General features: G+C 61.1%; 29 protein-coding genes and 1 pseudogene. 14 read left to right on the top strand and 16 right to left on the bottom strand.

What is annotated here, in order from left to right:
* Positions 1-27 precede the first annotated feature (27 nt).
* The 3 genes from ACFWCH_RS05470 to ACFWCH_RS05460 all read left to right on the top strand — a co-directional run bounded on the left by ACFWCH_RS05470 (position 28) and on the right by ACFWCH_RS05460 (position 2,949).
* Positions 28-1,083 carry an LLM class flavin-dependent oxidoreductase gene (locus tag ACFWCH_RS05470; RefSeq protein ID WP_378803090.1) on the top strand — a complete coding sequence of 352 codons (1,056 nt, stop codon included), beginning with the start codon at positions 28-30 and terminating at the stop codon, positions 1,081-1,083.
* Between the two features lie 112 nt (positions 1,084-1,195).
* Positions 1,196-2,290 (top strand): DUF262 domain-containing protein, encoded by a 1,095-nt coding sequence (locus tag ACFWCH_RS05465; RefSeq protein WP_378803089.1) that lies wholly within the window; start codon positions 1,196-1,198, stop codon positions 2,288-2,290.
* Positions 2,290-2,949 (top strand): MAE_28990/MAE_18760 family HEPN-like nuclease, encoded by a 660-nt coding sequence (locus ACFWCH_RS05460; protein ID WP_378803088.1) that lies wholly within the window; start codon positions 2,290-2,292, stop codon positions 2,947-2,949. The genes ACFWCH_RS05465 and ACFWCH_RS05460 overlap by 1 nt, the downstream gene beginning before the upstream one ends.
* Before the next feature lie 562 nt (positions 2,950-3,511).
* Here ACFWCH_RS05460 and ACFWCH_RS05455 read toward each other — a convergent pair.
* Positions 3,512-4,141: a helix-turn-helix domain-containing protein gene (locus ACFWCH_RS05455; protein ID WP_378803087.1), complete on the bottom strand. Its 630-nt coding sequence runs from the start codon at positions 4,139-4,141 to the stop codon at positions 3,512-3,514.
* A complete protein-coding gene (locus ACFWCH_RS05450) occupies positions 4,134-4,892 on the bottom strand; it encodes a recombinase family protein (RefSeq protein ID WP_271982972.1) in 759 nt (252 codons plus the stop codon). The genes ACFWCH_RS05455 and ACFWCH_RS05450 overlap by 8 nt, the downstream gene beginning before the upstream one ends.
* Positions 4,893-5,057: 165 nt before the next feature.
* Here ACFWCH_RS05450 and ACFWCH_RS05445 point away from each other — a divergent pair, with 165 nt between their 5' ends.
* The 3 genes from ACFWCH_RS05445 to ACFWCH_RS05435 are packed head-to-tail and all read left to right on the top strand — an operon-like array spanning position 5,058 to position 6,983.
* Positions 5,058-5,921, top strand: a complete 864-nt coding sequence (locus tag ACFWCH_RS05445) for a hypothetical protein (protein ID WP_271982975.1) — start codon at positions 5,058-5,060, stop codon at positions 5,919-5,921.
* A 55-nt stretch (positions 5,922-5,976) separates the two neighbouring features.
* Positions 5,977-6,330 (top strand): helix-turn-helix transcriptional regulator, encoded by a 354-nt coding sequence (locus ACFWCH_RS05440; RefSeq protein ID WP_271982979.1) that lies wholly within the window; start codon positions 5,977-5,979, stop codon positions 6,328-6,330.
* Positions 6,327-6,983, top strand: coding sequence for a cation diffusion facilitator family transporter (locus ACFWCH_RS05435; RefSeq protein ID WP_271982982.1), 657 nt, complete (start codon positions 6,327-6,329; stop codon positions 6,981-6,983). The genes ACFWCH_RS05440 and ACFWCH_RS05435 overlap by 4 nt, the downstream gene beginning before the upstream one ends.
* Before the next feature lie 830 nt (positions 6,984-7,813).
* Here the strand turns inward: ACFWCH_RS05435 and ACFWCH_RS05430 are convergent.
* From ACFWCH_RS05430 to ACFWCH_RS05420, 3 genes are all read right to left on the bottom strand, one after another.
* Positions 7,814-8,107, bottom strand: coding sequence for a hypothetical protein (locus ACFWCH_RS05430; RefSeq protein ID WP_271982989.1), 294 nt, complete (start codon positions 8,105-8,107; stop codon positions 7,814-7,816).
* Between the two features lie 30 nt (positions 8,108-8,137).
* Entirely contained in the window at positions 8,138-8,299 is a 162-nt protein-coding gene (locus ACFWCH_RS05425) for a hypothetical protein (RefSeq protein WP_271982992.1), read from the bottom strand.
* Between the two features lie 165 nt (positions 8,300-8,464).
* Positions 8,465-10,417 carry a hypothetical protein gene (locus tag ACFWCH_RS05420; RefSeq protein WP_271982995.1) on the bottom strand — a complete coding sequence of 651 codons (1,953 nt, stop codon included), beginning with the start codon at positions 10,415-10,417 and terminating at the stop codon, positions 8,465-8,467.
* A gap of 929 nt (positions 10,418-11,346) precedes the next feature.
* Here ACFWCH_RS05420 and ACFWCH_RS05415 point away from each other — a divergent pair.
* On the top strand, positions 11,347-11,655 hold the full coding sequence (locus tag ACFWCH_RS05415) for a hypothetical protein (RefSeq protein ID WP_378803086.1): 309 nt from the start codon (positions 11,347-11,349) through the stop codon (positions 11,653-11,655).
* A 232-nt stretch (positions 11,656-11,887) separates the two neighbouring features.
* Here ACFWCH_RS05415 and ACFWCH_RS05410 read toward each other — a convergent pair whose 3' ends face one another.
* The 4 genes from ACFWCH_RS05410 to ACFWCH_RS05395 all read right to left on the bottom strand — a co-directional run bounded on the left by ACFWCH_RS05410 (position 11,888) and on the right by ACFWCH_RS05395 (position 14,983).
* Positions 11,888-12,091 (bottom strand): hypothetical protein, encoded by a 204-nt coding sequence (locus ACFWCH_RS05410; protein ID WP_378803085.1) that lies wholly within the window; start codon positions 12,089-12,091, stop codon positions 11,888-11,890.
* Positions 12,092-12,749: 658 nt separating this feature from the next.
* Positions 12,750-13,376: a hypothetical protein gene (locus ACFWCH_RS05405; RefSeq protein ID WP_378803084.1), complete on the bottom strand. Its 627-nt coding sequence runs from the start codon at positions 13,374-13,376 to the stop codon at positions 12,750-12,752.
* A 274-nt stretch (positions 13,377-13,650) separates the two neighbouring features.
* Positions 13,651-14,445, bottom strand: a complete 795-nt coding sequence (locus tag ACFWCH_RS05400; RefSeq protein ID WP_378803083.1) for a DUF5677 domain-containing protein — start codon at positions 14,443-14,445, stop codon at positions 13,651-13,653.
* Between the two features lie 115 nt (positions 14,446-14,560).
* On the bottom strand, positions 14,561-14,983 hold the full coding sequence (locus ACFWCH_RS05395) for a hypothetical protein (protein ID WP_378803082.1): 423 nt from the start codon (positions 14,981-14,983) through the stop codon (positions 14,561-14,563).
* A 484-nt stretch (positions 14,984-15,467) separates the two neighbouring features.
* Here ACFWCH_RS05395 and ACFWCH_RS05390 point away from each other — a divergent pair, with 484 nt between their 5' ends.
* The 5 genes from ACFWCH_RS05390 (at position 15,468) to ACFWCH_RS05370 (ending at position 20,190) form a co-directional block, all read left to right on the top strand.
* On the top strand, positions 15,468-16,553 hold the full coding sequence (locus ACFWCH_RS05390; protein WP_378803081.1) for a hypothetical protein: 1,086 nt from the start codon (positions 15,468-15,470) through the stop codon (positions 16,551-16,553).
* Positions 16,550-18,253, top strand: a complete 1,704-nt coding sequence (locus ACFWCH_RS05385) for an FtsK/SpoIIIE domain-containing protein (protein WP_378803080.1) — start codon at positions 16,550-16,552, stop codon at positions 18,251-18,253. The genes ACFWCH_RS05390 and ACFWCH_RS05385 overlap by 4 nt, the downstream gene beginning before the upstream one ends.
* Positions 18,254-18,401: 148 nt before the next feature.
* Positions 18,402-19,349: an FtsK/SpoIIIE domain-containing protein gene (locus ACFWCH_RS05380; RefSeq protein ID WP_378803079.1), complete on the top strand. Its 948-nt coding sequence runs from the start codon at positions 18,402-18,404 to the stop codon at positions 19,347-19,349.
* Positions 19,350-19,715: 366 nt separating this feature from the next.
* Positions 19,716-19,955, top strand: coding sequence for a hypothetical protein (locus tag ACFWCH_RS05375; protein WP_301111301.1), 240 nt, complete (start codon positions 19,716-19,718; stop codon positions 19,953-19,955).
* Positions 19,956-20,022: 67 nt separating this feature from the next.
* Positions 20,023-20,190 (top strand): hypothetical protein, encoded by a 168-nt coding sequence (locus tag ACFWCH_RS05370; protein WP_378803078.1) that lies wholly within the window; start codon positions 20,023-20,025, stop codon positions 20,188-20,190.
* A 195-nt stretch (positions 20,191-20,385) separates the two neighbouring features.
* Here ACFWCH_RS05370 and ACFWCH_RS05365 read toward each other — a convergent pair whose 3' ends face one another.
* The 5 genes from ACFWCH_RS05365 to ACFWCH_RS05345 form a co-directional block, all read right to left on the bottom strand.
* Complete coding sequence (locus tag ACFWCH_RS05365; protein WP_378803077.1) at positions 20,386-20,628, bottom strand: hypothetical protein; 243 nt, start codon at positions 20,626-20,628, stop codon at positions 20,386-20,388.
* Positions 20,625-20,900: a hypothetical protein gene (locus tag ACFWCH_RS05360; protein ID WP_378803076.1), complete on the bottom strand. Its 276-nt coding sequence runs from the start codon at positions 20,898-20,900 to the stop codon at positions 20,625-20,627. The genes ACFWCH_RS05365 and ACFWCH_RS05360 overlap by 4 nt, the downstream gene beginning before the upstream one ends.
* The gene (locus ACFWCH_RS05355; RefSeq protein ID WP_378803075.1) at positions 20,897-21,376 is read right to left on the bottom strand and encodes a hypothetical protein; all 480 of its coding nucleotides are present in this window, start codon (positions 21,374-21,376) and stop codon (positions 20,897-20,899) included. The genes ACFWCH_RS05360 and ACFWCH_RS05355 overlap by 4 nt, the downstream gene beginning before the upstream one ends.
* A 16-nt stretch (positions 21,377-21,392) precedes the next feature.
* A complete protein-coding gene (locus tag ACFWCH_RS05350; RefSeq protein WP_378803074.1) occupies positions 21,393-21,587 on the bottom strand; it encodes a hypothetical protein in 195 nt (64 codons plus the stop codon).
* Positions 21,588-21,658: 71 nt separating this feature from the next.
* Entirely contained in the window at positions 21,659-22,090 is a 432-nt protein-coding gene (locus ACFWCH_RS05345) for a hypothetical protein (RefSeq protein WP_378803072.1), read from the bottom strand.
* A gap of 410 nt (positions 22,091-22,500) precedes the next feature.
* Here ACFWCH_RS05345 and ACFWCH_RS05340 point away from each other — a divergent pair, with 410 nt between their 5' ends.
* The gene (locus ACFWCH_RS05340) at positions 22,501-22,950 is read left to right on the top strand and encodes a histone-like nucleoid-structuring protein Lsr2 (RefSeq protein WP_378803071.1); all 450 of its coding nucleotides are present in this window, start codon (positions 22,501-22,503) and stop codon (positions 22,948-22,950) included.
* Positions 22,951-23,089: 139 nt separating this feature from the next.
* On the opposite strand, the gene ACFWCH_RS05335 is transcribed toward ACFWCH_RS05340, so the two are convergent.
* Positions 23,090-24,742 carry a recombinase family protein gene (locus ACFWCH_RS05335; RefSeq protein ID WP_378803070.1) on the bottom strand — a complete coding sequence of 551 codons (1,653 nt, stop codon included), beginning with the start codon at positions 24,740-24,742 and terminating at the stop codon, positions 23,090-23,092.
* A gap of 31 nt (positions 24,743-24,773) precedes the next feature.
* Between ACFWCH_RS05335 and ACFWCH_RS05330 the strand changes: the two are divergent.
* Positions 24,774-24,911: pseudogene (locus ACFWCH_RS05330) on the top strand (alkane 1-monooxygenase); the annotation flags it as partial.
* 32 nt (positions 24,912-24,943) lie between these two features.
* On the opposite strand, the gene ACFWCH_RS05325 reads toward ACFWCH_RS05330, so the two are convergent.
* Positions 24,944-26,713 (bottom strand): alkaline phosphatase family protein, encoded by a 1,770-nt coding sequence (locus ACFWCH_RS05325; RefSeq protein ID WP_378803069.1) that lies wholly within the window; start codon positions 26,711-26,713, stop codon positions 24,944-24,946.
* Positions 26,714-26,793 lie beyond the last annotated feature (80 nt).

Raw genomic sequence — 26,793 nt, 5'->3', positions numbered from 1 at the left:
CGCGGCATCCATGCGTTCGAATACATCATGAAGGCTTTCGGATTCCTCTCCTTCGGGCACTACGCAGACGTGCCCGGCTCGGCGACCCGCACCGCGGGCGACATGCTGAAGCAGACGATCGAGATCGCGGAGGGGGCCGACGAGCTGGGCGTGAACGGCGCGTACGTGCGCGTGCACCACTGGGCGCGCCAGGCCGCCTCCCCCATGCCGCTGCTGACCGCCATGGCCGCGCGCACCGAGCGCATCGAGGTCGGCACCGGCGTGATCGACATGCGCTACGAGAACCCCTTCCAGTTCGCGGAGGAGGCCGCCGCGCTCGACCTCATCGCCGACGGCCGCATCGCCCTCGGCGTGAGCCGTGGTTCACCCGAGACCGCGCTGCGCGGCTACGAGACGTTCGGCTTCCGCGACACCGAGGACCCGGAGCGCGGCAGTGTGCTGGCGCGCGAGAAGTTCGAGATCTTCCTGCGCGCCATCGACGGGGAGCGCCTCGCCCCGGGCGACCCGCGCATGGTGGGTGCCGGGCAGTACCTGGCCATCGAGCCGCAGTCGCCCACCCTCCGCGACCACATCTGGTGGGGCTCCGGCTCGCGCGCCACGGCCGAGGAGACCGGACGCCAGGGCCTCAACATGATGAGCTCGACCCTCGTGACCGAGGCCACGGGACAGCCGTTCCACGAGCTGCAGCGCGAGCAGATCGACCTGTTCCGCGCCGCGTACAAGGAGGCCGGGCACACCGGGACCCCGCGGGTGTCGGTGAGCCGCAGCGTCTTCCCGCTGATCTCCGACATGGATCGCGCCTACTTCGGGCTGCGCAGCGAGGAGAACGGCGACCAGATCGGCGTGATCGACGGGTTCCGCTCCACGTTCGGCAAGACCTACGCCGCGGAGCCCGACGTGCTCATCCAGCAGCTGCTCGCGGACGAGGCCGTGATGGCCGCCGACACCCTCATGCTCACGATCCCCAACCAACTCGGTGTCAGCTATTGTACATCGCTGTTGGAATCGTTCGCGAAGTATGTAGCGCCCTCGCTCGGATGGAAGCCCAACACAGAGGGCCCAGTCGAGGGATACGCGATCTGAGTGATTTCTAGAGGATGCAAGGATGCCTCGGGTTGGATCGAGAGCGCTCGAGAGTGTCCCGATAGCATGGGCGCAACATCGACAACGAATCGGTCAGGATCAGTGAGGCACCATGACAAATCTTGAATCGGAGCTCGTAGCCGCGAGAAGAACCATCTCGACGGACAGCTATCCGATGAGCGTAGGTGAGCTCACGAACATGTATATGGATGGCGATCTGATCATCCGGCCCCCGTTCCAACGCCTCTTCCGCTGGAACGACGATCAGAAGTCCCGCCTCATTGAGAGCATCCTGATCGGAATTCCGCTGCCTTCGATCTTTGTTGCGCAGGATGAGGACGGACGCTGGGAGTTGGTCGACGGTCTTCAGCGAATCAGCACGCTCCTCCAGCTTCAGGGGCTACTGGATACGAATGAGTTCCCTCCGCTGACGCTGGCGAGCACTAAGTACCTGCCTTCGCTGGGTGGCCTCGTGTGGGAGCATGCGGACGATTCTAAAGCGCTGACCCCTGCCCAGCGACGAGACATCAAGCGGGCGAAGATTGATCTCAAGATCGTGCAGAGGGAGTCGGACCCGAAGACGAAGTTTGATCTCTTCCAACGCCTAAACTCCTTCGGCTCCAAACTCTCCAGCCAAGAGATCAGGAATGCCCAACTCGTGGGGGTCAACTCCGACTTCGTGGAGTGGCTCACAAGCCTCGCGGCGCACGAGTCATTCGCAGCGCTGACCAGACTGCCGGAAAACCTCCTCAGGCAGAAGTACGACGAAGAGCTGGTCCTGCGGTTCCTCTTCCTTCATGAGAAGTCGGACGAGGAGATTCGCAGCATCCGCAACTTCCAGGATGGCCTTGAGGCCTTCTCTATTGACCTCGCGATCAACTTCAACGATGACTACAAGACGGAAGCGGAGCGAATCTTTGGTGAAACCTTCGATCTGCTAGCGGGGGCGGATGAGAAGATCCTCGGGCGTTGGGACGCGACGAAACAAGACTTCAGGGGTGGCTTTTTGAACTCGTCGTTTGAGGCGCTGGCAGTAAGTCTCGGATACCTCTTGCGAGTCGGCACCAACACGCGGACCGATCTGCGCGCTTGCGCGATTGAGTTCTGGGAGCTGCCGCAGATGACAGCTCGTTTCGCCACGGGCAAGTCCACCGAAGCACGATTGAGCTTGATGGTTCCTGCCGGACGCGAGATCATCAGCGTCTGATGGCAAAAATCCGCACCGTCGAGGCTCTCGATCGGGCGATCGACGATGAGATCGTTTGGCGCAAAAGAGAGCTGACGACGACGCTACAGCTGGCGCAGCAGTCTTCGGGCGCTGACCAGCGGGCAAACCTTCGCTCCGGTGTTGTGATTCTCTATGCCCACTGGGAGGGGTGGATCAAGACCGTCGCTCAGTTGTATGTCCGGTATGTCAACACCAAGTCAATCCCCTACGAGTCGCTGAGTGAAGCCTTTCTCGGCAACGCGCTGAAGACGAAGATGACGGCCATCGAGGAGGCGTCCGCGCCTCTCATTCACAATCAGTTCGCCTCCTTCATGCGGACCGGACTCTCGAAGGGCGCAACCCTCTCTGAGGGGCTCGTTCAGAGCGAGAGCAATCTTTCGTCGCGCGTTCTCTTCGACATCCTTGACCGCCTCGGCCTCGAGAAGCGACCCTTGTATTCCTTGAGGGCCAAGCGGATAGACACGGATCTCGTCCACAAGCGGAACACGATTGCCCACGGAGAGCACCTCGACCTTTCGTTGGATGACTTCAGGTCTCTACGAAAGGACACCCTGGAGCTCCTTGAGCTCTTCACCGATGATGTGCGGAATGCGGCGTCGATGGGCAAGCACCTCGCCACGCCCTTGCCCCAAAAATAGACAGCTGTACTGAGTGAGAATCGTGATGTGAGCGTCCCTCCTCGTCGCCACGCACACACTGTCGAGAACCGTCTAGGACAGGCTGAGATCGCAGCCTAGGCGCGCTGAGGGCATGACGGAGGCCGGGAATCGATTGATCCCCGGCCTTCAACACTTTGAACACCTTCAACAACAGATCGAGCGATCCGTCTGGGTGTCCATATCGGTCAGATGAATAGCTCTGCCACCCACGCCACCCCGAACAGGAGCGCCGTGAACACGACAACCGGCACGAGGAGCTTGGTGTGCCAGGGTAGCCACCCATAGAACGAGCGAGCGATCCTCTTGGGTTGGCCTTTCAGCTTGTTAGCCATTGCCACCACCTCCAAAGAGCGCACCGGCTACGACAGCGAGACCGATGCCGATTGAAAGCCAGACCCACCAGGAGCCCCGGAGGAGCACAACACGCTTGGGCTGTTGGCGCGGATCGTAGAATCGGGACGGCTGAGCTTGAGGCCGAGCCTCTGGGGTAGCCCCGTTGTAGCGAGGGATCTCTCGATCCTGGCGAGGGTTGTGGAATCGCTCAGACATCAGCGGCCTCCTTCTTCGCAGCACGCATCCAACGGAAGACCGTGTTGACAGTCACGCCCATGTTGGCGGCTATCGACTTGACTGTCTCACCGTCTGCTCTGCGCCGCATCGCTTCGTCCTGTTGGAGAAGAGTCTGTGGTCGCGGTCCGGTATAGCTGGTCCGGCTTCGCGGAGTCTCAGGGAAATCGCCACCCTTTCGAAGATGCCTCAGCCAGCGATGGACTGTCGATCGATTGACACCGAGATCCGCCGCGATGAGCGATACGCTCTGACCTTCCATCAGCCTTGCTCTCAGATCAGCGGCGCGCTGCTCGATGGATACCCGCCGCCGCGGAGTTGGCTCCGCACCCGCTTGCCTCAGCCATCTGTAGACCGTCACCCTGTCGACGCCGAGCTGTCTCGCCAGCTCACCGATCGTCGCCTCACCAGTTGTGATCCGTGTAGCGACCTCATCGACGATCAGCTCATCCCGGAACTTCTTAAGACCTCGGAACTCAGACCCGAAGTCGAAGTCGTGTAGAGCAATCAGCTCCAGCTCTTCCCGAAGATTCGCGAGCATGACTGCTTCCAGCCGCTGCTCTAGTTCCTCTCGCGTGGGTTCTGTGGTAGTTGTCTCAGTCATCGCTCTTCTCCTCTCTCTTGAGCTGGTTGACCCGGCGTAGGGCGTCGGCGGTCTTGTACATCTCTTCGCGCGCCTTGTCGTTGGTGGCTTGCCACTCCTCAACCGTCATGCCGTAGGTGCCGTTGAGCACCTTCGCCACAGTGGTTGGACTGATCGGCATCTCCTTGCCGTGCTTCTTGCTGAAGACCTTCACCGCGCCAGCGATGTACTTCAGTCCGTGGCCTTCCTCGCGGAGGGTGTGGATGTAGGAGACATGGCTCCGAGATAGCTTCGGCTTCTGTCCGAGCTTGAATCCCGCATCAGTGCGAGTTGTGAGGCCGGTCTTAGTCCGAGTCGAGATCTCCACCCGCTCCTTGTCGCCGAAGGCGCTGTTCATGTTGAGGTTGAGGATCTGCTCGAAGTTGTCGAGATCGTCATAGACCTTGTTGGCCTTGAGATCCCAGACGCTGATACCCCGCTCGATGAGATTGCCAACCGCGTAGATGATTTCGTGGTTCTTGCGACCGAGCCGAGTGTGGGAGTGGACTACGAGGCGATCTCCCTTCCGGAGCTTGCCTTGCAGCTCCTCCCAGGCGGTGCCGTGCTTGGTTATGTTCGTCTTGCCAGTGGTCGCGTCATCCACAAGGATGTGCTCTGGCCTCACGCCGACCGCGACCATGGCATCTCGCTGGCTAATCAGCGTGCTCTTCTGCTTCTCGGTCGAGCCTCGGACATAGCCCCAATCGATGGGATCTCTCTCTTCTTCCGACATCTTGTGCCTCCTGTTAGTCGTACTAAATGGCAACCGTTTAGTGGTGCCGCAAGGTCATATCAACTAACGGTTCACAACTAACGCTCGTTAAGTGATCCGCTCCAGACACAGACGAAGGACCCACGATCGCGCCTCGAATGTCGAGCGAGTCGATACCCTGATCCCGTGAGCGAAGAAGCGTGGCGTCCCGTAATCCCGACCGGTCATGAGGACGCACTGATCGAAGAGTTCCCCGGCTACCTGCGGGAAGCGGTGTTCCGATGGTTGGGAAACGCCGTCGGCGAGGAGCGGGGCTATGTCTACTCGCACAGGTTCATCGATTTCCAGAACGCTGCCCATGCGGATGTCGGGTTCCGCGCAGATACCTTCCTGAGCTGGAAGGACACTGTGCTTCCTCGCTTGCGTACGCTCGATGACGCGACCTTCACCAACCTCCTCGACTATTTCGCGAGCACTACTCACTACGCGCCCTACGCAGAGGCACACCCACTGGAGTTGGTGCTCAGCAACGGCGGCTCAGCTTGGACGGTGATCCGGTGGAACGGCACGAAGGCGAGACTCGTCAAGAGAGTGCCCGATGGAGTGCGCAAGGCCATGAGCGCAGCGCTCAGCGCAAAGGACGCCGCCTCCCTCAAGCTGCAGGAAGCCTGGCTCGACGCTTACGGCACGAGCCCCCGAGCCTCGGTGGCCTACAGCCACGCCGTTGTGGCGGTCGAAACAGCGGCCCTCTCTGTCATCCCGGTCGGTGGACCGGAGCCTACGCTCGCAAACCTCTTCTCGATCCTCGAGGCTGACACCCCCAAGTGGCAGTTGGTATTCCGCGACAGCGCGAAGGCCCCCGGGGCAAAGAGCTTGGCCATGATGCTCCGGACAATCTGGCGAGGCCACGAGAGTCGCCACGGACGACCTGACTATGCGGATGCCACCCTGGAGGAAGCGAGAGCAGCTGTGATCCTCGCTGCAACCTTGGTCCAATGGTTCACTTCGGGAGTCGTGATCCCTGTGTCGTCTGGCTCAGGTTCGGACTGAGACGCACTGGTTCGCCAGTTTTACAATAGGTCAGCAAAGACTGTATAGTCATCGCATGCTGACTATTGCTTCCCGCCTCGATGTGATGAACAGGCTTGGCCGCGCTATGGCCGATCCCACTCGTTCGCGGATACTCTTGGCCCTCCTCGAAGCGCCGAGCTATCCTGCCGTGTTGTCTAGATCACTGGAGCTGACCCGATCCAATGTCTCGAACCACCTCACTTGCCTCAGGGATTGCGGCATCGTCGTGGCAGAGCCCGAAGGGCGCCAGACTCGCTACGAGATCGCAGATCCGCATCTGACAGCGGCACTGATGACTCTGCTCGATGTGAGCCTCGCCGTGCAGGAGGACGCTCCTTGCGTTGACTCGTCCTGCACCGTTCCTGGATGCTGCGGAGTCGAAGCATGATGGCGGCACTGACCACCGAGCGCCGGGCGAGGCTCCACAGGCGAGTCCGGTTCATCGTCGGCTTCACGATCACCTACAACATCATCGAAGCCGTAGTCGCTATCTGGGCTGGCACCCTGGCATCCTCCGCCGCCCTCATCGGCTTCGGCCTCGATTCGGTGGTCGAGGTTCTTTCTGCTGCCGCCATCGCCTGGCAGTTCACGAGGAAGGATCCTGAGCGCTGGGAGAAGGTCACCGTCAAGGCAATCGGCCTCGCCTTCTTCGCACTGGCCGCCTATGTCACCGTCGACGCCGTACTCAGCTTGGTGAACCAGGAGGGGCCGGAGCATAGCCCCCTCGGCCTGGGCATCACAGCGCTGAGCCTCGTCGTCATGCCGCTCCTCGCTTGGTATGAGGTTCGCACGGGCCGAGAGCTGAACTCCAAGAGCGTGATGGCAGATGCCAAGCAGCTCATCCTCTGCATCTATCTCTCGGGCGCCGTCTTCGTCGGCCTTGTCCTCAACAGCCTCTTCGGCTGGTGGTGGGCCGATTCCGTTGCTGCGCTGGTTGTCGCTGTGCTGGCGATTCGAGAAGGCATCGAAGCATGGCGCGGCGATGTCGAGTCGCCCTTCGAAGTCCTTGAGGACTTGGAGAAGGAAGACGCCGAGGACTGACCGTTGACCTGAACAGCATGAGGGCCGCGATCCAAAACAGATCGCGGCCCTCAGCCGTGGTGTCACACACCGAGTCAGCATTTGCCTCCATCGAGCCAGGCGTACCACTCCCAGAACTCATCCGGCGTAAGCGTGAGCCGGGGAACGAGATTCCTATTCACAGCTCCCCGGTACTTGTTCCAGCGGGCGTAGGTCACCCGGTACTGATCCGGCAACGCAGTCAGCTCGAAGCCGAAGCGGTAGCCCGGGATAAAGCATCTGAGCCACCAGGGCGTGAGCTTCCGAGCCTTCGCAATGGCCGAAGGCTCAGAGCGAGAGCGCGAGAACATGGCGAGCCGTGGTGTCGCACACTCATCACCGGACTCGACGGCCCGGGGAGACATAGCGAGTCGTCCACCCGCCACCCCTCCGGCTGATGAGCTGAGCCGCAAGAAGAGCATCGAGCGCCCTGCGCTCAGTGCTCGAAGGAACAGCATCCTGATCCTCATGGATACGCCCCACGATCTGGGCGAAGCTCAGAGGCTCATCGGTGCTGACATGATCGAGGATCTGAGATGCAGCGGTCAGCGTGGTGAGCTGGCGAGCTGTGAGCCCACCATCATCGATGAGATAGCGGTACTGCTCGCGGGTTAGCTCTGTCTCGCCGCCTCGGGGTGTCGGCAGTACGAAGTTCCCAGTCACTTCAGCGGTTTCTAGCATTGTCTTGCTCCTTCCTAAGGTCAGCCGTCCATCGGCTCGGGAGCTATATCAAAACGGTGAAGATGAGCCTCGGGACAAAGGGAAGGGGCCGCGATCCACTACGGATCGCGGCCCCTCGCGGCGGTTAGTGGTCAGCGAAGGTGGCTCTCGATCTGGACGACCTCAAGTACCTCCTCGTAGGCTTCGGCACTCGCGATCAGGGTCTCCGCGTAGCCCTCGAACTGAGAGGCATCGCCAGCCGCAGCCTCCACCCGGCACTCAGCCGCAGCATCTTCGAGCCACCGAAGTTCACCCGTGATCTTCTCGACATTCCGGCTATCGAGCCAAGCGAAGTCGTAGCTGCCGAGATCGAGATGAGTGAGCCGAGACTCGACCCGCTCCCTGAGAGAGCGAGTAGTGAGAGCAGTGTCTTGATTTGTGTGCATGATCCTTCTCCTTTCAGTCGTGGTGTCACATCACCGGTAGCGAAGCCCAGCGAAGCGATAAGCCCGTCGTGCCTGGCGTAGGTAGAGATCGAGGTCGTAGTACTGATCGGGGAACTCGATCTTGAAGCGGCTTTCCTCCATGAGCCGCGCGGCTGCAAAGTGGTGCTCCTGAGCGAACTCCTGGAGGTCCATGCCCTCATAGAATCCGTAGGGGACGGTGGTCTCTGAGGCGTTTAAGATTCTCATTTCTCATGGTTTCCTTTCCGGGGCGAATGCCCGGGGTTAGTGGTCCTACGGATCAATATCAAAATGGTGAAGATCAGGGCGTAGACACACATTCGGATGTAATTCCTCTACTCAGTCATCCAGGCCTTCGAGGTCATCGATTGACGCATCTGCTGGCACGAGTATTCGGGGATCGTTCTCCACTGCCTCAGCGAGGTCTTCGACGGTGATCCCAGCAAGCGTCATCTGGTTCACGAGATCGATGAGCTTGAGTCGCTTGATCTCCTCGGCGGTCAGACCGGGCTTGATCTCGTTGTCGTCCAGTACGGTGCGGAAGCGGATTCCCTTCACATGGCGAGGCGTTGCGCCGGGCTTCTCGAACTCCCCATCGGCTGTCTCGTAGCGAGAGTGAGATAGTCCGCTCACTCTTCCCCGTACCTTCTGCAGCTGGCTCGCCTGCACCTTCAAGTTGAGTTCAAACCGATCCTGGAAGGTGTTGAGCTTCACGCCGTAAGCGTGGCCGCTTGCCTTCAGATGAGCGCTATAGCTGCGGTAGAGGTCCATGGTGAGGCAGTAGTGTGCGGGAGCCAGGGTCTCGCCGTTCTCGTCCTCGCGGGGATCGAAGATGATGCAGTCATCGAGCCATGCCTGGATAGTGTCTTCCCGCTCAAGCTGGGCCGCAGTGGCCCGGGCAACACTTGCCGGGACGGCTCCCTCGAGGGCGGCACGCTTGGACTCTGGTGCTGCACACCAGCGGATTGCCCCGGCCATCCGAAAGGCAAGCAACGCCTCTTTGAGTGCCGTGTCCTCTTTCACCATCTTCTTGAGGCTGGGATCCTTCAGGAATGCAGTCCCAGCGGGGTACTTGCTCAGCTCTTCGGGGGTGTCCACGAACTTCTTGGTGAAGGGAATGATCTTGATCCGCCGGATAACGCCCTGGTCGGAGCTGTCGATGGAGGGGAAAATGTTGCAGGTGATCCAGAGGGTTGCTCGGTTGTGGATCATCCGGTGCTTCTCTCGGATCTGCCGTCCCTTGAAACTGTCGGTGCCGATGAGCCGCTTGAAGGGAGAAGAGTGGATGTGCTTGTCGGGCAGCTCCTCGATGATCGCCTGGCTCAGACCCTCGAAGCTGACAAGGTCGTAGTTATCCCCGGCAAGGAGCGTCGCCTGATCTGGTCTGGCAGAGTATCCGCTCTGATCCGGATCCTCTTCGATGTACTTTCCTGCCGTTGACTCCAGCCAATCAATCTCCATCGACTTGCCGTTGCCAGCCGTGGGACCGTGGAGGAATATGGCGAACTCGGCGGCGGGCTGGAAGCCCAGCAAGGACTGGCCGGCCATGAGCTGGAACCACTCGTGGGCATCATCAGGCAGGGGTGCCAAGACATCCTTGACTCTGGGATGAGTTGCGCCCGGCTTGTAGTTGAGCGCTATGCAACGAGTGGCGTAAAGCTCGGGATCGAAGGGAGCCATGCCCTTTTCTGGGAATCGAGGATCGAAGACCCCATTGAGAAAAACTCGGCGGTAGGGGTCGGAGTCAAGGTGCCGCTGCTCGATGTGCCGCTTGGTCTTGATCTTCTTCGCCACCGCTTCCTGTGTGCGCTGATCTCCTAGGCGCTTCCCGGCAGCAAAGTCATCCTTGCCGAAGGCTTCCTCGCCGTCCCGTTGAACCTTCTTGAGGAACACATCGATCATCTTCTCGGCGGCTTCGCTACCGAAGAAATCCCAGACCCCCCGGGATTCGTCGTAGCGCATCCAGGTGCGTCGAGTGCTATTCCAGATCAGCTCGGGGTGCGCCTCGATGAAGGCATCGCCGAGCCCGGATTCGTCGTAGCGCTCTGGGATGAGCCCATCACTATCAGCAACCCTCTTGGCGGGTGACTTCTTACGATCGGTGCTGGTTGCGGCTGCCGGTGCAGCGGATTCAGCGATCTCTTGGCCCGACAGCGAAGCCAGGTAAGCATCCTTCAATGCGTCGCTATCCCAGCCGCCGTACGGCTTGTAGTTCTCGCAGAAGACTTCCATCCGGTCGCCCTCCTCAATACGGAGTTGAGCGAGCTGAGCGGCAACATCTTTATTGGACATGGGTCCTCCAGGTTTTAAGTGCGTCTGTTCCTGGTTGGGGAACAAGAGGTATATCAAAACGGCCAAAATGAAAGAAACGGCCCGGGGCGGTGGAGAGGACACACAGGCACTGGAGGCCAAACTCAATCCACCGCTCCGAGCCGTAAGCATTTGGGAACCACCCCAAAGCCCCAGCGCCGAGCTGCGCAACTGCCATATCAAAACGGTGAAGGTCTGTAGTGGTGTCGCACATCTGTATGGTGTGCCGTGTGCCACTGCGTGTGTCGGCGGCACGGCACGCCAGATAGGCAGCTATATCGGGGCTGTAGCCCCCCTGTGTCGGTGTGTCGTCATTTCGGCAGCTACTTCTCCTCTACAAGAAGTGGACTACTCCAGATCTCGTGTAGAGGGTTGGTCCTGAAATACCCGACACACCGACACACTCAGCCCAGAGCATCGATGAGATCGCGGTTCTGGGTGTGTCGGGAACCCGGCACACCATCGGCACCCCGACACACCCCAGGATTCCTGCCAGAGCATCGATGAGATCGGGGTTCCTGCCCCTCTGGGTGGTCGAGACGGCCCCGTGTCGGCCCAGATCGTAGGTTCCAAGTCGGCATCTCATTAGGAGCTGAGGAGGAAGTTGTGTGACACCACAATGATCCGAGAATCGCCCGAGCCGTGGTGCCGCACACCAGTAGGAGGATCAGCGACTCGGGATCAGCAGCGGCCGGGATCGGTGGCGATTCGCTCCTATGGCTCCTCGCCTTCCTAGGGTTCCTATTCGGAGATCCGGGCGCGGCGCGGGTCGAGGGCCTGTCGGTGAATGCGTTGACGAGACGATTCCGGGTGCATCGTCGGAGGGTCCGGTAGGCGTTCGCGTCGCCGGTGTCCCGCCGGAGCGTTTCGAGACCAGCGCCCCGGGCCAGGGAGGAGAGGATAATGAGGAGATGACCGTTGAGATCCTGCACATCGCTGAATGCCCGAGCTGGGAGAGCGCGCAAGCCCGCGCGCGGGAAGCGCTGACAGCCTTGGGACGCACCGATGTCCTCGTCACCACCCGATTGCTGCGCACTCCCGAAGAAGCAGCCGAAACCCCGTTCGCCGGCTCGCCGACGATCACGATCAACGGCACCGACATCTTCCCCTCAGACGGCCGCACCAGCGACCTCGCCTGCCGCGTCTACGCCACCCCACACGGACTCAAGGGAACACCCACCACCGAACAGATCACTGACGCGCTACGCACACGGATCTAACCCAGGCCCCTCCCGGCCGAGACCTCACTTGGGCCAGATCAAGCCGTCACCCCTGGGCCGCTTCATATTGACATAGTCATTTCGCACTCTTCGCACTCTTCGCACTCTTCGCGCTTTCCGCGCTCGCTCCACAGCGCTGCCCGCCTAAGCGTCGATGGTGCTCAGGCGGGCAGGTTGTGCGCGAGATCGTTGGGAGCGTCTTAGATCGCAGTCTCGGGCGAGGGGGTGGCGCTCAACAGTCCGCGCCGGGAGGATTCATGATCTCCTCGAAGGCGGCTAGCTGAAGCTCCCACTCATCCCCGAACTCTGCCGCCAGAGCATCGACCTCGCGCTGGAAGCCCTCAGCCGTAGCCTCCAGTGCCCGGGCAATCCCTAGGAGCATCGCGGAGGAACTATCCTGCACCGCCCACTGCGCCCGGAGCTTCGCCCGGGTCATGGTGCTCTTGAGCTGCCGCCTCGCTGCTCGCTTCGAAGCACTGCCGACTGCTCCCATGAGTCGGCGGATTCGATTCCTCCGCGCTCGCGCTTCCCTGGGGGTGAGCTTCGATCCGTCTTCCCGGTAGTGCTGGGTACGCTGGCCCGTGCCGACAGTGTAGACACCGCCGAGAAGAGGCGAAACAGTTTGGGTCTGGCCGTGGCCGCTGGGCTCGATCTCCGCGCCTCCAGACCGAGCGAGATCGGGGACGCTCTTGTGTTCTCCGTAGGGGCAATGGCTCTTGGCCACACAGCGCTGCCAGCGCCCGGTTCGTGCTGATTGGTGCAGGGTACTCATGGGGGTGCCTCCTTTGACGGAAGCCATATCGGCGCACTTACGACATCGAGCCGTGGTGTGACACATGGGCTCAGATCATCGACTCGTGCCAGGAAACCAGGAGTCATGTATCGTCAACCGCGCTGGACGATTTCAGCCCTAGGTCGCAGGCTACGGGCTGAGGCACAGGCCATAGCATCGACCCCCTCGATGCTCCAGGCTGCGCGCTGAGACTGCGATCTCAGTCTCCTTCAGCATGCTCCGAAGACGGCATCTGGGCCGCTCGCTTCGGGCATACAAAACCGCCCGGCACTGTGGGAGTGCCGGGCGGTTCCTCTTGTGATCAGAGGCCGAGAGTGCAGCTCGGGTTCATTCCGAGGGAAGCCATGGAGAAGGTCACGCCTCCATAGGAAACCTCATTGCCAATTCTGGAGTCAACGCGAATCTTGGCTGAGTAGCCGCCAGTCTTGCCGGTGAGCGCTTCGAGCTGAGCCATATCCAGGGTCAGCAAGTGCGAGTACGCCCCCGCAACCGGCCCTGTGGTGGTGATGCTGGCCTGCTGAATCGGCTGACCGTCGATGGTAGCGCTGATCTGTGCGGCCGCTTGACTGCTGGTCCAATCGACTCGAAGAGAATGGAATCGACCGAGTCCATCTGTCCTCGAAGTGCAGCTCGTGAGGTGAAGGTCGGGCTTTGGTGCCGGTGGAGTCACAACGGGTGGAACCTCCGCCTCGCCACAGTTCTTCGCTCCAGCCATGCCGAAGATGTCAGGCTCCGTATCGTTAGTCACCTTCACGCAGAACGCTCCGTTGGAGAGGTCAGCGGCGGATGAGGGCTGAGAGAGGAACGGTGCGAGGATCGCGAGCAGAAGCGCGACGACGAGGCCAGCAATGATGCCGCGAAGCAGATTCCACCAGCGTGGCTTCTTGTCCTTCTGGATCTGGGCGAGGGCGTTCGTGGGGTTAGTCATGGGAGTGATCTCCTGATCTCAGATCGCCACCGAGCGCGGCGAGTCGAGATCCATATCAAAACGGTGAAGATCGGAGAATCCCCCAGACACAGAGAAAGCCGGAGGCGCGGGGAGAATGAGATGAAGAAATGACCCGCGCCCCCGGCTGATCAAGGAGCACTACATGTCGATGCCGGAAATCATGACAGCATCAGCGCTACATATCGCCGCACACTTCCCCGAGCCGTCTAGCTCTTCCTAGGGTTGCGGCTCACCACGGCAAGGAGCGGAGAGGCTACTCTCCGCCTTCGAACCTAGGGTCGATGGGGAGGTCAAAGCCCGCAGCCTCTGTCCGCACCTGCTCTGCGAAGGCAGAGTCTCGAAGCGACAAGGCGAAAGCGAGGAGGGCACCGGGCAGCACCATCTGGAGCACGAGCCTCGGGTCAACCGTTGCGTCAGGGTCGCTATCGAGGAAGGTGAGCATTCTGAATCCTCCAGCGTTTCGCTCGGCCTGTGAATACATGTCCGCGAGCTTCATGCTCGGCTTGGAGAGCGGAGTAGCAAAGAGCCACATCTGATACAGGTACTTTTCCCACTGCCCCTGCTGTCGCCCGATCGTGGAGGTCTTGATTCCGTTCTGCGCCTGGTTGAGCTCCTTGGTCCTCGGCAGCGCTTCCGCCATCGCGAGGAACTGCGAGATGTATTCTCGGTCGCTTTGCCCCAGAGGGAAACCCTCGTCCGCGGCCTTCAGGAGCTGTTCGAAGTTGAACTTGTGCTCAAGGCCGAAGGCGTGGACGGCATGCACACCGTGGATCAGCAGGGCTTCGAGGGCCATGGCCTGATCGAGGAGGGAGCGGAACATCGCACTTGACTCAACTGCGTAGCCTGCCTGAGCAAGGATCACCAACGCGCGGCCAGTCCGCATGATGCTGGCCATGAGGCCGTAGCCGAACTGGCCCACCTCAAAACGCTCCGCGACCTTCTCGCCTTCAGCTACTTGAATGACGGGACCAGCCTCGCCGTAGCGTTCTCGCCAGATGGTCTCGAAGCGATCGAAGATCGCCTCTGCCTGCTCGATCTCTTTGCTCATGCCATGAGCGTATCGATGCCGTAGTGCGACACCACCGCTGGCGGACGCCAAACACTGCCCTAGAGGCCGAGAATCCATCGGCGCACTTGCGACCAGTCAGGGGTGTGTCACACCACTAATCGAGGATCGTCTCAACCTCGTAGTCGAGGGTTTCCATGTTCCAGTTGGTAGCCACTCGACGGCTGATGCCGTCCACCCAGTCATCGATGCCGAGCAGTTCTTCGAGGAGCATACGAGCACCTTCGATAGCGTCGTGGCGCTTCTGGCTCTCCACGGTCTTCGCTGGGTCGGCGCCCCTGTCGGTGTGCCACTTCACCATCGGGCTTTCAGGGCTGACCTCGCTGGTTTCGTAGTAGTACTGCTCCACCCAGCGCAGAAGAGAGAACCAGTGAACTCGGGGCTCACCATTCCAGTACACGAGTTCGTCATCCGGCCCGTCGAGATAGGCACGCAAGAACTCCTGCTCGCTGATCAGCATTGCCTCTGCTACCTCGGAGGGCAAAAACCAGCCGGTCGTGTTCCTGTCTTCGTCGCTCATGGCCTCAACCCTACCGACGCCGTGGCGCGACACCATTGCTGCTGTTGCTGCTGAGCTGACTGAGCCGAGGCCGGAGGCTGAGGCTGCTGGCTACTGCTGCTGATCTGGCTACTGCTGTTCTGCTGAGGCTGAGTTCTGCTGCTGAGGCTGAGGCTACTGAGGCTTGCTGGAGGCTGCTGACAACGGTGTTGGAAGCCTGTTGGAAGGAGTGGGCGGGCTCGGGCTCGGCGGGGCTCATCCATAGGAGAAGTAGGAGTGTCTTCCTCTGAGCAAAGCGAGGTAGACATCATTCCTTGCTTTTTGTCGCCACAGGCGCGAGATCTACACGGATCTCTATTCGAAGCCCGTTGAACCATCACCTGAATGGGTGAGCGAACCGCGATTCGAATAGGCAAAACGATATGGCTAGCGAAGGGCTCAAAAGGAACTCGAACCGAGATCCGAGGAGACAGTAGGAGCCCTCGGAACCGAAGGAGAGCCAGCCATGGGACTGCCAACAATCCCCGAACTTGTCCTGCCCGAAGCTGTCGTAAGCGCGCCGGAGGAACAGCCGAAGCCGAGCAAGAAGATCAGCACCCACGGCAACGCGGGCGAGAGAATCACTGAGAAGAACGCCGAGCTACTTGCGTTTGCGGCCGCATTTCCTGCTGCCGATCACGAAGCTTTCTCTGTGCTCAGCTACCGAGACGCCTCCAGATTCGCGCCTGGAGGAGAGCTACCGACCATCGGAGGAACGGACAAACGGCTTGAGAAACTTGTCCGCCTCGGTGCTCTCCAGCGGTTCCGAAACACCGCCACGAGGGCAACTCACTACGGAATCACTAAGCGAGGAGTCGGCGCAGCCTGGAGCTTCGGCTACCCGATGAACTATGTGGATTACATGGCTGGCCTGTCCCTCAAGCGGCTCTACCACTACAGAATGATCGCCCATGTAGGGGCTCAACTCATCTCTCCTGAAGGCTTTTTCAAGGACTCCCTGGGCATTGAACCAGTCGCTCTCGAACAGCTCGTGAGCGAAAAAATGATGCGAGCCACCTACTCACCAGTGCGCGAAATGCTGAAGAAGAAGGCCGGGAAGGATGGTGTAGCTGACTTCGGAAGGTGGCGAAATGCCATGCTCAGCTCTGCTGAGAAGGCCGCGAGCGAGGGCCGGCTTCAGTGGTCAGACATCGTGGAATCGAAGCCCGCGCTGCTCACGATCGGCACTCCGCTGCGCGAAGGAAGCAAGCTCAAGGCGGTCCATCAGCCGGACCTCGCGGTTGTGCTCGACGGTGATCGGACAGACCGAAATGCCAAGAACATCCTCATGGAAGTCGAGATCAGCAAGAAGAGCTGGGCCGACTATGACTCGATTCTCGCCACCTTCAAGCGCGAGTTTGAACTCGGATTGATCTACGAGCGCGGCGTCTACTTCTACATCGACAACGATGTTCCAAGCCTTCTGAAGCGTGTGGATGCGACTGGCTACAACCTCATCCGAGACGGAAAACTCACCCTACTTCCAATCCGCGACAGGAACGGAGTCCCCCTCAAGAACAACAACCGAGTCCCCCTAGGAGGGCTATCATGAGCGAACTACTCGCACCCCTATTTCAACTATTCGACCGGCTAATCGAGCTATTGCCGCTGATCCTCACAGTGCTCGTGGTGGTTGCGCTCGTGCTGCGCTTCGGCCTCGCGGCCCTCGTCAAGCTCAAACAGCGCTGGCTCAACTACCGGGGCAAGCGTGGGTTGAATCCAGCCACCTGGTTCAAGGTGCAGACCAAGGTCTACTTCGAAATCGAGGGGGAACTACTTGCGAACCCTGCTCTGGTGACAGCGCACACCGACTCCAATGCCCACATGCACCCCCGGGAATCGAAGGAATACACCTACGATCCTGCCTGGCTCTCGCCACACCCCCGGGCCGTCCGGTCGCTTGCGAAGGCAAACCGAGGACTGGCCCGAGGCAAGGTCTACAAGGTCAAGCAACAGGTGTCAGAGGCATCCAAGTTCTTCACCGTGTACGAGCTGCCGGAATCGCAGAGCGTGGTGGAGAAGGCGGAGAAGGTGCCAGAGGATGAGACTGAGAAGCAGAAGGAAAAGCGGGAGAAGCGCATAGCGTGCCAGCTCCAGCGCAATCACTTCCGCATCGATGTGCCCCTCGACGGGCGAGACCCGGCCGATGTGCGGAAGCTCGAAGGCAAGATGGCCTCACAGCTCGGTCTCCACAGCCTCCAGGAGTTTCCGAGCGGCAACGCGTTCTATCTGAGCTATGCCGCCCATAGGACGGAGCCGCTCGATGTGCTTACCGCTCACAAGGTAGGTATCGAGTTTTTCGAGAACTATCCCGCAGGGGCGCCCTATCTGCTTCCGCTTGCGATCCGGCAGAACGGGAAGGCCTGGTTCCTCCCGATGCACCACACACTCATATATGGAATGACAGGAAGTGGGAAGGGGAGCCCCCTCAACGGCATGGTCCGGCAGTTCGCGCCCTTCGTGAACAACGGGACTGTGCAGCTCTACGGCATCGACCCAAAGGCATCCGAGCTGAAACCCTACGAGTACTCCACACTCTTCAAGGATGTGGTCTACGAGAACACCGACGCTCAAACAGTCATCAAGCAGATCCACACCCTCATGAAGATGCGGGCCAAGACGAAGACCGTGGATGTGGCGAACGCGAACCTTGGCCGTTCCCTCGAGGCGACTCGCGAGAACCCCATGATCGTGCTGATGATCGACGAGTTCCTATCCCTGCTCATCGCCCTCAAGGGCATGAAGCAGGAGGGCGCGGCATCCATGACGCTGCTCACCGAGATCCTTGCTCAGGGTCGATCCCTCGGCATCTATGTCGTGGCAGCCACCCAGGAGGTCGACAAGGAGCTTCTGGGAAGGATGCGAGGCAACTTCGCCAACATCATCATGTTCCGCCAGCTCTCCGAGTACTTCAACGACCTCTACCTCGGAGAGGGAGCCCGGGCCATGGGCTTCGACTCTACGAAGATTCCGCTCAGCACGAAGGCGAACAGGTACGCCTACGCCGGTATCGGCTTCGTCAAGGAAGAGACGGGAGTGCCCGTCAAGGTGCGCTTCGCCTACTCCGGGGATGAGGACATTTCCGCGCTCATCATGGACAACCTCAAGGCAGGCGTCGATGCAGAGACGGTGATCGAGAGCCTGGAGCGAGACGAGCTTGCAATCACCGATGAGCTGGACTTCTTCAACGATGGACTGGAGACATTCACCATCGAGGAGATCGAAGGGGAGGCTGATTCGAGAATCCTCTAGGCCGACTCGAAAGGGCCGGGATCCGCACGGATCCCGGCCCTTTGCTATGCCCTTTAGGACTCGATCTTCACCGTTTTGATATAGCTCCGTGAGCCACCCGGCTCAACCTAGACGCTCCTAGGAAGGAGCACTACAGAGGAGTAATCCGATGGTACAAATCTATGCTCGACTCAAGAACTTCTTCTCGAAGTACCCCGCCGAGACTCCAGCATCCGTCCCCCTCGCACTCGACACAGAGGGCAGCGCTTGGAAACTCGATCTCCCTGACGGCCACGCCATGCTCTTTGGGCGTCCCGGCTCCGGCAAGAGCTCCGTGGTTCATGGCCTCATCCGTCAGCTCGCGCCCTTCGTTGAGGAGGGCAAGGTCAGGCTCTACGGCATCGACCCAAAGGCATCCGAGCTACGCGTCTACCGACAGTCCAGCCTCTTTGAGGACATCGCTCTTGACCAGACGGTCGACGCGATCTCAGTGATTGACGAGGTCCACGGGGAGCTGACTAGTGTGCTCGATGCTCGCACTGTCTCCTTCGAGAGCGCCGAGGATAGGAGCGCTCCGGCTCCTACCGCTGTGCTCATCATCGAGGAGTTCGCAAGTCTCCTGCTCAGCCTCCAGAAAATGGCACAGACTGGTCGGGAGGCAGCCGCGAAGAACAAGGAGTACGGCGAGAAGATCACAGTCCTTAGCGCCGCAACCATCACGCTGGGAGAGCTGGCGGAGGATGCCCAAGGCCAGCTCTCGAAGATTCTGTCCATGGGGCGCTCTGTGGGCGTCTATGTTTTCGCAGCCACGCAAGCTGTTGAGATGGATCTTCTGGGGAGGATGCGAGACAACTTCCGGCCCGCCCTGTTCGGTCAGGACAGCAAGTACGCAAACGACCGCCTTCTTGGGGTGGGCGCTGCTGATCGCGGCTTCGACTCCACGGCGATCCCCGTAGCCACCAAGGCCAACGACTACCTCACTGCTGGCATCGCCTATGTCTCAGACGAGACGGGTAGCCCCAAGAAGGTCCACTTCGCCCATACCTCAGACGAGGAGGTTGCCGAGCTGGTGAGGAAGTTCCCGAGGACTGACTACCTCGATCCTCACCGCAACTGATCCATAACCACCCAGGGCGGCGGTTCGGCTTCGGCTGGATCGCCGCCCTCTTTCATGCCTGCTCGATGGTGGCACTTTCCTCCAGGAACGATCGCTCGTGTGTCGTTATCCAGGATGACCACTTCTAGCCCATGGTTGCCCGCGAGACAGTCGAGGGCAGGCCAGAGGGTCGATCACATCGGGGCTGTAGCGGGCGCGCTCAGAACAGCCTTTCTGCATCCTCGGAACCATGAGGAAAACCGACCTCCGAGCCATAGGAAAACCCAGTTCAGAACTATTTTTGCCTAGGGGTTGCTTCCTCCTAGTTCCTTAATAATGTTGGCCATGTTCACCACTCCAAAAACCCAGATCAGAAGGAAGAACATCATGGCAAACCCCACGCAGACCCAGACCACCGCTCCCCAGGCCGAGAGCTTCGACCGCAAGGATCTCAGCCGCCTCTTCTCCCGTCTCCGCCACGAGGTCGGCGGCCTCGTGGATGACGCCAACCGCTCGCGTCCCTTCTACGCGAAGTCGAAGGAAGAGGCCGTGGCCAAGCGCGACGCTGCGCTCAAGGTCATCGGCGAGCTGGCCGATCGCATCGATGTCCTCAAGAAGCAGGACTGATCGGACCAGACAGGGCCGGGGATAATCCCCGGCCCTTCTTCATTTCTCCAAGCGAAAGGAACTGCCCGTGGCTACCTACGACGCAACTGAGGCGCACAGGCACATCAAGCCCGAGATGCTGCCCGAGTTCAAGAAGGCCCTGGCCGACGCTGAGGCCCAGGGCCAGGAGGTCTATTCGGTGATCGTCGGCAATGGCGTGCCCTTGCTCTACTCGGTGAGGGACAAAAGCGAATGATCTTCCAGGATCTCCTAGAGCTGCTGAGGCGAGCTATCGAGATCGCCCTGCAAGCAGTCCAAGACGGCTGGGAGATCAGCCGCCCGCATCTCCGGGAAGGAGCCCAGTGGCTCGCTGATCACCTCGCTGGGTGATCTCCCCGCACCAACGCAAAGAGCCCCCGGCTATTCAGCCGGGGGCTCTTTCTCGTTCCTCCTAGATTGCATGCTTGGTCAGGCCTAGTTCTTTGATCAGCCCGTCGAGCTTGCCCGTATCCTCGATCTTCGCTCGGGTGGGTATCGCGCCATTGACCTGCCACTCCTCGATAGGAGCAAAGACGGTCATCCAGCGCTGCCCTTTGCTGCGAGGATCGGAGCACAACGCCATGGCATCCTCCTCGGACATGCCGAAGAGCGCTTTGGGGCGGCTGAGCTTGCGAGCGATCAGGATCACCTTCATGCGGTGACTGCCGTCTTCGTCCAGCGAAGATATACCCGCCCCAGCCGGGTGCAGCTGATGCGACCAGATACCGGGTTTGTATGGCGATGGGTAGCCTCGACAGACCACCCGATCTCGAACCCATCGTCCATCTCCTCGATCTGAGCGACAAGCCGCGGGAGGTACGACTGGGAGACATACCGCCCTTCGCCGAGGAGAACCGAGAAACCGGGATTCTGTCTAGCGGCTTCGACGGCCTCAGCGGTCAGGTACACGCGCTGCTTGTTCATCACGCGGCCAGCCCTTGAGCGACCTGCCAAGATCGGTAATCGATGGTCAGCCACTTACTGGCCTCGACCGTCTCAAGAGCCTTGTCTGAGATCACCTTGAGGTCATCCTCGTCTAGGTCGAAGATGTCCGCATAGAGGTGGAATCGGTGGAGCACCGGAGTGTCTCTCGGGGACTCCAGCGCCTGCGAGCGATCCCAAAAGCCGTTGGCGTACTCACGAAGGAGGGCGTACTCGACTCCATCCTCAGAGTTGTTCAACGCTTCAAACTCGTAGAGTTCACTGGCCGCGAGTCGCCAGAGGAGAAACAAGGACTGAGTTTCTGGCACGAGCCCTGTCTTCTGCCAAATCGCGCGAACCAGCTTCCTGGGGTCGGAGGGATCGATCTCCTCATTGAGCGGGAAATCCGGATCCTCCACGATGAGCCGGATCTTCTCAGCCAGCGTTCGGTCGATCGCTGCATTCATCTGCTTCTTGTTCATGGTCGTTCCAATCTGTTTAGGCGTCGGCAACCGGGGTGCGGGTGACCTTGCGATCCAAGACAACGCTGAGCATTGCGAGAAGCTCGCTTTCGCTCGCAGGCGCAGTGGCAATCGGCGCGCTCAGGACGCCGGTGACCGTGTAGGTGTAGCCATCGTGGACAGTGTTGAGGGTGAGTTCAGCGCCAGCTTCGGCGTAGTTCTTGGTGGTCATGGTCGTTCCAATCCGTAGTCATGGGAGGGGCCGCTACCCACTGTGAGTAGCGGCCCCGGTACTGCTCGGGGTCAGGCGGCTTCCTGCTCGGACATTTCCAGCTCGGCAAGCTCCCGCGCTTCACGCTTCGCTCGCTTCTTGGCCTCCTTGGCCTTCCGCTTCCGCGCCAGCTCCGCGGCCTGGGCCTCTGCCACCGCATCCATGTAGCGGAGGAACACTCGGCCCTTGTAGGAGTAGCTTGGGATTCCCGATGGCGTGTTCGGGTTCCGATCACGCTTCTCAGGCACAAACTCGACTTCTAGACGGTTGTCGATCTTGGCGGCCTGGCCCTCGAGAGTTCCGAGGTACGCCTTGTCCATCAGGTGACCTTCGGCCAGCTCGATCCAGGTGCCGGGCTTCTTCTTGACCGCCTTCACAGCGTCGTCGTTCAGGTAGGTCCGGCCCTTTTCCTTGACGATGTAGCCGGGGGTGGGGAGTTCAGAGAACTCTGCAAACTTGGACATGTTGACTGCTTTCTGCCCTTGTGGGCGGGGTTTGTTTGGTGGCTCTCGTGAGCCGGTTTTCTGTGGGTCGGACGGAGCCTGTGCACCGCCGAGGTCTGTATGTACTCACCAGCCCGGTTTCTCGTTTCCGTGTCCCCGGCGGCTTGTGTCTTCAACATTATGGGACGAATCTCAGAGATTCAAGCCGAAATCGACAACCGCTCCGCCACCCACAACGGGCACTGGCCCGATGCACCGTTTTGCCCCGTGATTCTGCGGGTCAGATGCCACGGTTTGCACTTTCTCTCAAAAAGAATATTTTGGGCACCTTCGAGAACTCGGCGTGTCGCGCCACTCGGGGGATTGAGTTGACTCGCTTCAATCTCTGAGATTCGTTCGATTCACTCGCACATCCGGACTAGAATGGAGGCATGGCAGATGTAGTGATGAAGGTCGATGACCTCGACGGAACCCCGATCCCTCCCGGCGAGGGCGGAACAGTCCGGTTCGGATTCCGTGGCAAGGAGTACACAATCGATCTGACCTCCGCCCACGAGGAAGAGCTTGCGGCGCTCCTCATGCCCTACATCGAGAGGGCGCAGGAGGCCGAAGCGCTGGACTCTCTCAACGGTGAGCCGCCCCTAGCCTCAGACGAGGCGGATCGAGAAATGGCGAAGCTGCTCCAAGCCGAAGCGAAGCGGAACCTCCGGCTAGGCAAGAAGCCCTATGACACCATCGCCGCGCGGGAGTGGCTGACTCAGCAGGGCATCGAGTACAACCAGATGGGGCGACTGGCGAAGGAGTACCGAGAGATCTATGAGCGACACTTCGGCCTACCGAGCTACGACCTCGCGGCGAAGCACGCACTCACGGACGGCTGACCATAAGAGGCGATCTCAGCGCCGAGCACGGGAGGTCGGTGTCATCGATCGATCACGAGGCGATGGGCGCAGGAGCGGGCAGCTACGACGAAGGCCGGGGCATCGTTGCCCCGGCCTCATGTGTGCAGCGTGCTGGCCGTCAGTCCATCCACTCGATCTCGACACGCTCCAGGAAGGCACTACGGCCCCAGCCGGCCCGACCCCGGTTGCCCTTCTTCACGAAGACGCGCTTGAGCTCTCGACGGAGCGCCATCTCCCTCTGCTCTGCGAAGTAGTCCTCGTCGACCGATGCCTCAACCCCTGCAACTTCCTTGGCGGGCTGAGCGTCCAACTCCAACTCCCACTCAAGATCAGGCGAGCGCAGAGAGTCGGGATCACGCTCAGGGGCAGGAGGGAGGCCTCTGAGAGAATCGTGATCCGCGGCTCCCCAGGGTGCATTGAACGATTCGGACTCCATCGGGTTCTTCCCGCGCTTGGGAGCGGACTCATGATTCATGAAATCGAGCGCCCACTCAAGCATCTCGCCCCTCCGAGCGCGGCTCACCGTGGGCTTGACCGTGGTCGAGTAGAACTTTTCGCGCTCCTTGCGCAGGCGCTCTCGCTGATCCGCGAGAACTATTCGCATGGCGTTGTAGTCCTCTTTCAGGATTTCGCCCCTGGCCCAGTCAAGTCGGTTCTCCTCGATCTTCTGTAGAACCTCCTTGAGCCGTTCTTCATCCGGCCATGTCCTGGGGGTATCGTCCTCAAGGGTTCCGGCCTGCTCCTTCCTCCACACTCGATCGGCCAGGGCCGCGAGCACATGATCTTCGAGAGCACTGGCGGTGATCGCCACATGGCCATTGCCAGCCTTGCAGGAGTAGGTCGGCGTCCCAGTGAGCTGGCCGTACATCTTCCCGTCGCACTCAGCGCAGCGGACGAAGCCAGTCAGTAGCCACTTGTGCTTTCGAACCTTTCGGCGGGCACGCTTCGCGAGCATGGCGAGCGCCCGCTCCCGATCCTCAGGGCTGATGATCCGCTCCCAGGCGCCCTTGACTAGCTCGCCGTCTTTGTAGAGAGGCTGCCGCTGGTAGGTGCGGATACCGGCAGTGCGCCAGCCCGTGAGCACGCGCTTGAGCACACTGTGCTCCCACTTCTCATTGCCAGCAGCCGTGAGCACACCAGCCGCCATCCACTCGTCACGGATGCTCGACAGGGAAGCACCTTGGAGGATCTTGGCCACAGCGTCCTTGATCCGGTCGGCCTCCTCGGGCTCCAGAGTTACGCCGTCCGCCTTCCAGCCGAACGGTCGCTGCCTCTGGAGCTTGGGCTTGCCCTGGTAGGCGTTGTGCTCGAAGGTGGCGATCTGCCGCTGGGAAATCACATCCGACTCGAAGGTCGCCATGTTCGCCATCATTCGAGCCATGAACAGACCCACAGGAGTTGAGAGATCCAGATCGCTCTTGGAATCCACCATGCCGTAGGTCACGCCGGTTTCCAGGTGGAGCGTCACCAGCTCCTCGAACTCTCGGACGCGGCGAGTGAGACGAGTGATCGAGTATGTGAGGATCACATCGAACTTCCCCGCTCGGGCATCCTCAAGCATCCGCTCGTAGTTCTCGCGCTTCTTCGCTCCGGTCCTCTCGGAGGCACCCACATCGTTATCCGAGTAGATGTGATCTTCAGCGACGGTGAGCTTGCGATCGGCGGCCAGGGCCTGGCAGAGGTCGATCTGTCGAGTCACACCGAACTCTTCGCCCTCAGCATCACGCGAGATGCGAGCGTAGATGGCGGCTCTGCTCTTGGTCGTAGACATGGATTCCCCTCGCGATCACCCTTTGCCGATTGTACAACTGCTGATACCTAAACAGCTCGGCCCGGAGTACAACCTGCACGTGCTGGAGGCGTTCGCGGAGCACGTGGCCCCGGCGCTCGGGTGGAAGCCGAACACCGAGGGACCCGTGCAGGGCGACCCGGTCGCCTGACGCCGGTCGCCCCGCGCCGTCCGCGGCTCGGATCAGCCCTTCGCGGGGCCGAACAGCTCCTCGCCGTGCTCGTGCAGGAGCTTGTACGCGTCGGCGAAGGTCTGCGGCTCGGGCTCGCCGGGCGTGCCGTAGCGCGCGATGAGCAGGCCGAGCAGCCCGCGTGCCGGCGGGGTCAGCGGCTTGAGGTGGTCCGCCTCGTTCGGCTGCGGCGTGCCCTCCTCGGGGTTCGGCGGCGTGTAGGCCGGGGTGGTCACGGGCCAGTCGGCCGGATGCCGCGGCCTGTCGAGGTTCACCACGTTCATGAGCGTGTTCGCCGACTGGTCGCGGTCGTTGAGCGGCTTCAGGCCGTGCAACCGCGACAGCGTCGCGGTGACCGAGCCGTGGTGCATCTCGTCGTGGATGATGGTGCCGCGGCGTGTGTACGCCGACACCGCGATCGCGGGCACCCGGCAGCCCAGACGGTCGAACGTGAAGCCCATCTCGCCGGCCTTCGTGTCGGGCGTCGGCTTCGTGGCGGCGGGCGGCGGCACGTGGTCGTAGCAGCCGCCGTGCTCGTCGAACGTGATGAGCAGCAGGGTGTTCACGGCGTTCGAGCCGTCGGGCGTCGCGCTCGTGCGCACCGCCTCGTAGATGTCGTGGATCAGGCGGTCACCGGCGCGCACGTCCGAGATGGCGCTGTCGAACACCGGCTCGCCGTCGACCACGCTCTCCCGCGGCGACCCGAACGGCGGGTGGAAGTCGTTGTGGTCGTAGACCATCCGTGGCTCGATGAACGCGTAGGCGGGGAGGGTGCCGTTCTTCGCATCGGCGTAGAAGTCCTCCATCGTGCCGAAGTGCTCGGTGCGCCAGTACTTCTCCAGCACCGCGGCGTGCAGCATGCCCGTGAACGACACGAGCTGCAGCTTGTCGATGTAGATCTTCCAGCTGACCTTCGCGTCTTCCAGCCGGTTGAACACGGTGGGTGCCGCGGGGGCGTCGATCCACTTCTTGTAGCCGCCGCCGGCCTGGTTCGTGACGAAGCCGTGCGAGGTGGACGCGTGGAAGAACGAGCGGTTGCAGAACGTCTGCGAGGGGACGGCCGCGTACCAGTGGTCGAACACGGCGAACTCCGACGCCAGGGTCGACAGCACCGGCAGCATCTCGGGCGAGAACGAGCCCATGATGTGCCGGGCCTCGTCGACGCTCGGCTCCGTGCCGCCGCGGAGCCGCCGGAAGTTGATGATGTAGTCCTCGAGGAAGCCCGACATCGTCGCCTTCTCACCGTGCGTCGGGGCGTTGAACGGCGCGGACATCTGGTCGACGAACAGGTCGGCGTTGGTCTTCGGGTCGACCGTGCCGAAGATCTGGGTGTTGACGTGCGGGTACTCCTCGCCCGGGTCGGGGTCGGGCAGGCTCATGATCCGGTCGGTGTCGCCCTGGTAGACATGCGCATCGACCACGGTGCCGTCGGCGGCCGTGTTGCTGTGCGAGCCGAACGCGAGACCCTCGAACGTCTCGCCCTTCGGCAGGTTGTCCTTCGTGTAGAGGTAGCCGAGCAGGTTGTCGAACGAGCGGTTCTCGCCCATCACCACGACCACGTGGTCGAAGCCCGGTTCCTTCCGCGGCGTGAGGGCGGCGAACGGATCATCGCCGGTCGCGAAGCCGTCGCGCGGGTTGCTCCCCGCCACGGACGCGCCGATCGCCGCGCCTCCGGCCCCGCCGATGACGGCCCCCGCGAGTGCGGCACCCCCCACCTTGAAGAACCCGCGGCGGGACGTGTCGCGGGGGGCGGGAGACGGGGAGGGGGAGTCTTCGTCGGCCATGCGCCGATCCTATGACCGGGCGGGGCGGCTCCGCAGGGGTCGGGCGCTGTTCACAACTCCGGAGAAATCGAGCCCCATGG

This window comes from Microbacterium sp. NPDC060132, from assembly GCF_042729675.1.
Lineage (GTDB): Bacteria > Actinomycetota > Actinomycetes > Actinomycetales > Microbacteriaceae > Microbacterium > Microbacterium sufflavum.
Note: the sequence above shows the minus strand (reverse complement) of the source record. Positions and strands in the feature narration are given on the sequence as shown.

Bases quoted from the DNA above. Each gene is read 5' to 3' on its own strand.
- ACFWCH_RS05470 (WP_378803090.1), top strand. From the start codon at position 28: ATGAAGGCTTTCGGATTCCTCTCCTTCGGGCACTACGCAGACGTGCCC.
- ACFWCH_RS05465 (WP_378803089.1), top strand. From the start codon at position 1,196: ATGACAAATCTTGAATCGGAGCTCGTAGCCGCGAGAAGAACCATCTCG.
- ACFWCH_RS05460 (WP_378803088.1), top strand. From the start codon at position 2,290: ATGGCAAAAATCCGCACCGTCGAGGCTCTCGATCGGGCGATCGACGAT.
- ACFWCH_RS05455 (WP_378803087.1), bottom strand. From the start codon at position 4,141: ATGACTGAGACAACTACCACAGAACCCACGCGAGAGGAACTAGAGCAG.
- ACFWCH_RS05450 (WP_271982972.1), bottom strand. From the start codon at position 4,892: ATGTCGGAAGAAGAGAGAGATCCCATCGATTGGGGCTATGTCCGAGGC.
- ACFWCH_RS05440 (WP_271982979.1), top strand. From the start codon at position 5,977: ATGCTGACTATTGCTTCCCGCCTCGATGTGATGAACAGGCTTGGCCGC.
- ACFWCH_RS05435 (WP_271982982.1), top strand. From the start codon at position 6,327: ATGATGGCGGCACTGACCACCGAGCGCCGGGCGAGGCTCCACAGGCGA.
- ACFWCH_RS05430 (WP_271982989.1), bottom strand. From the start codon at position 8,107: ATGCACACAAATCAAGACACTGCTCTCACTACTCGCTCTCTCAGGGAG.
- ACFWCH_RS05425 (WP_271982992.1), bottom strand. From the start codon at position 8,299: ATGGACCTCCAGGAGTTCGCTCAGGAGCACCACTTTGCAGCCGCGCGG.
- ACFWCH_RS05420 (WP_271982995.1), bottom strand. From the start codon at position 10,417: ATGTCCAATAAAGATGTTGCCGCTCAGCTCGCTCAACTCCGTATTGAG.
- ACFWCH_RS05415 (WP_378803086.1), top strand. From the start codon at position 11,347: ATGACCGTTGAGATCCTGCACATCGCTGAATGCCCGAGCTGGGAGAGC.
- ACFWCH_RS05410 (WP_378803085.1), bottom strand. From the start codon at position 12,091: ATGACCCGGGCGAAGCTCCGGGCGCAGTGGGCGGTGCAGGATAGTTCC.
- ACFWCH_RS05405 (WP_378803084.1), bottom strand. From the start codon at position 13,376: ATGACTAACCCCACGAACGCCCTCGCCCAGATCCAGAAGGACAAGAAG.
- ACFWCH_RS05400 (WP_378803083.1), bottom strand. From the start codon at position 14,445: ATGAGCAAAGAGATCGAGCAGGCAGAGGCGATCTTCGATCGCTTCGAG.
- ACFWCH_RS05395 (WP_378803082.1), bottom strand. From the start codon at position 14,983: ATGAGCGACGAAGACAGGAACACGACCGGCTGGTTTTTGCCCTCCGAG.
- ACFWCH_RS05390 (WP_378803081.1), top strand. From the start codon at position 15,468: ATGGGACTGCCAACAATCCCCGAACTTGTCCTGCCCGAAGCTGTCGTA.
- ACFWCH_RS05385 (WP_378803080.1), top strand. From the start codon at position 16,550: ATGAGCGAACTACTCGCACCCCTATTTCAACTATTCGACCGGCTAATC.
- ACFWCH_RS05380 (WP_378803079.1), top strand. From the start codon at position 18,402: ATGGTACAAATCTATGCTCGACTCAAGAACTTCTTCTCGAAGTACCCC.
- ACFWCH_RS05375 (WP_301111301.1), top strand. From the start codon at position 19,716: ATGGCAAACCCCACGCAGACCCAGACCACCGCTCCCCAGGCCGAGAGC.
- ACFWCH_RS05365 (WP_378803077.1), bottom strand. From the start codon at position 20,628: ATGAAGGTGATCCTGATCGCTCGCAAGCTCAGCCGCCCCAAAGCGCTC.
- ACFWCH_RS05355 (WP_378803075.1), bottom strand. From the start codon at position 21,376: ATGAACAAGAAGCAGATGAATGCAGCGATCGACCGAACGCTGGCTGAG.
- ACFWCH_RS05350 (WP_378803074.1), bottom strand. From the start codon at position 21,587: ATGACCACCAAGAACTACGCCGAAGCTGGCGCTGAACTCACCCTCAAC.
- ACFWCH_RS05345 (WP_378803072.1), bottom strand. From the start codon at position 22,090: ATGTCCAAGTTTGCAGAGTTCTCTGAACTCCCCACCCCCGGCTACATC.
- ACFWCH_RS05340 (WP_378803071.1), top strand. From the start codon at position 22,501: ATGGCAGATGTAGTGATGAAGGTCGATGACCTCGACGGAACCCCGATC.
- ACFWCH_RS05335 (WP_378803070.1), bottom strand. From the start codon at position 24,742: ATGTCTACGACCAAGAGCAGAGCCGCCATCTACGCTCGCATCTCGCGT.
- ACFWCH_RS05325 (WP_378803069.1), bottom strand. From the start codon at position 26,713: ATGGCCGACGAAGACTCCCCCTCCCCGTCTCCCGCCCCCCGCGACACG.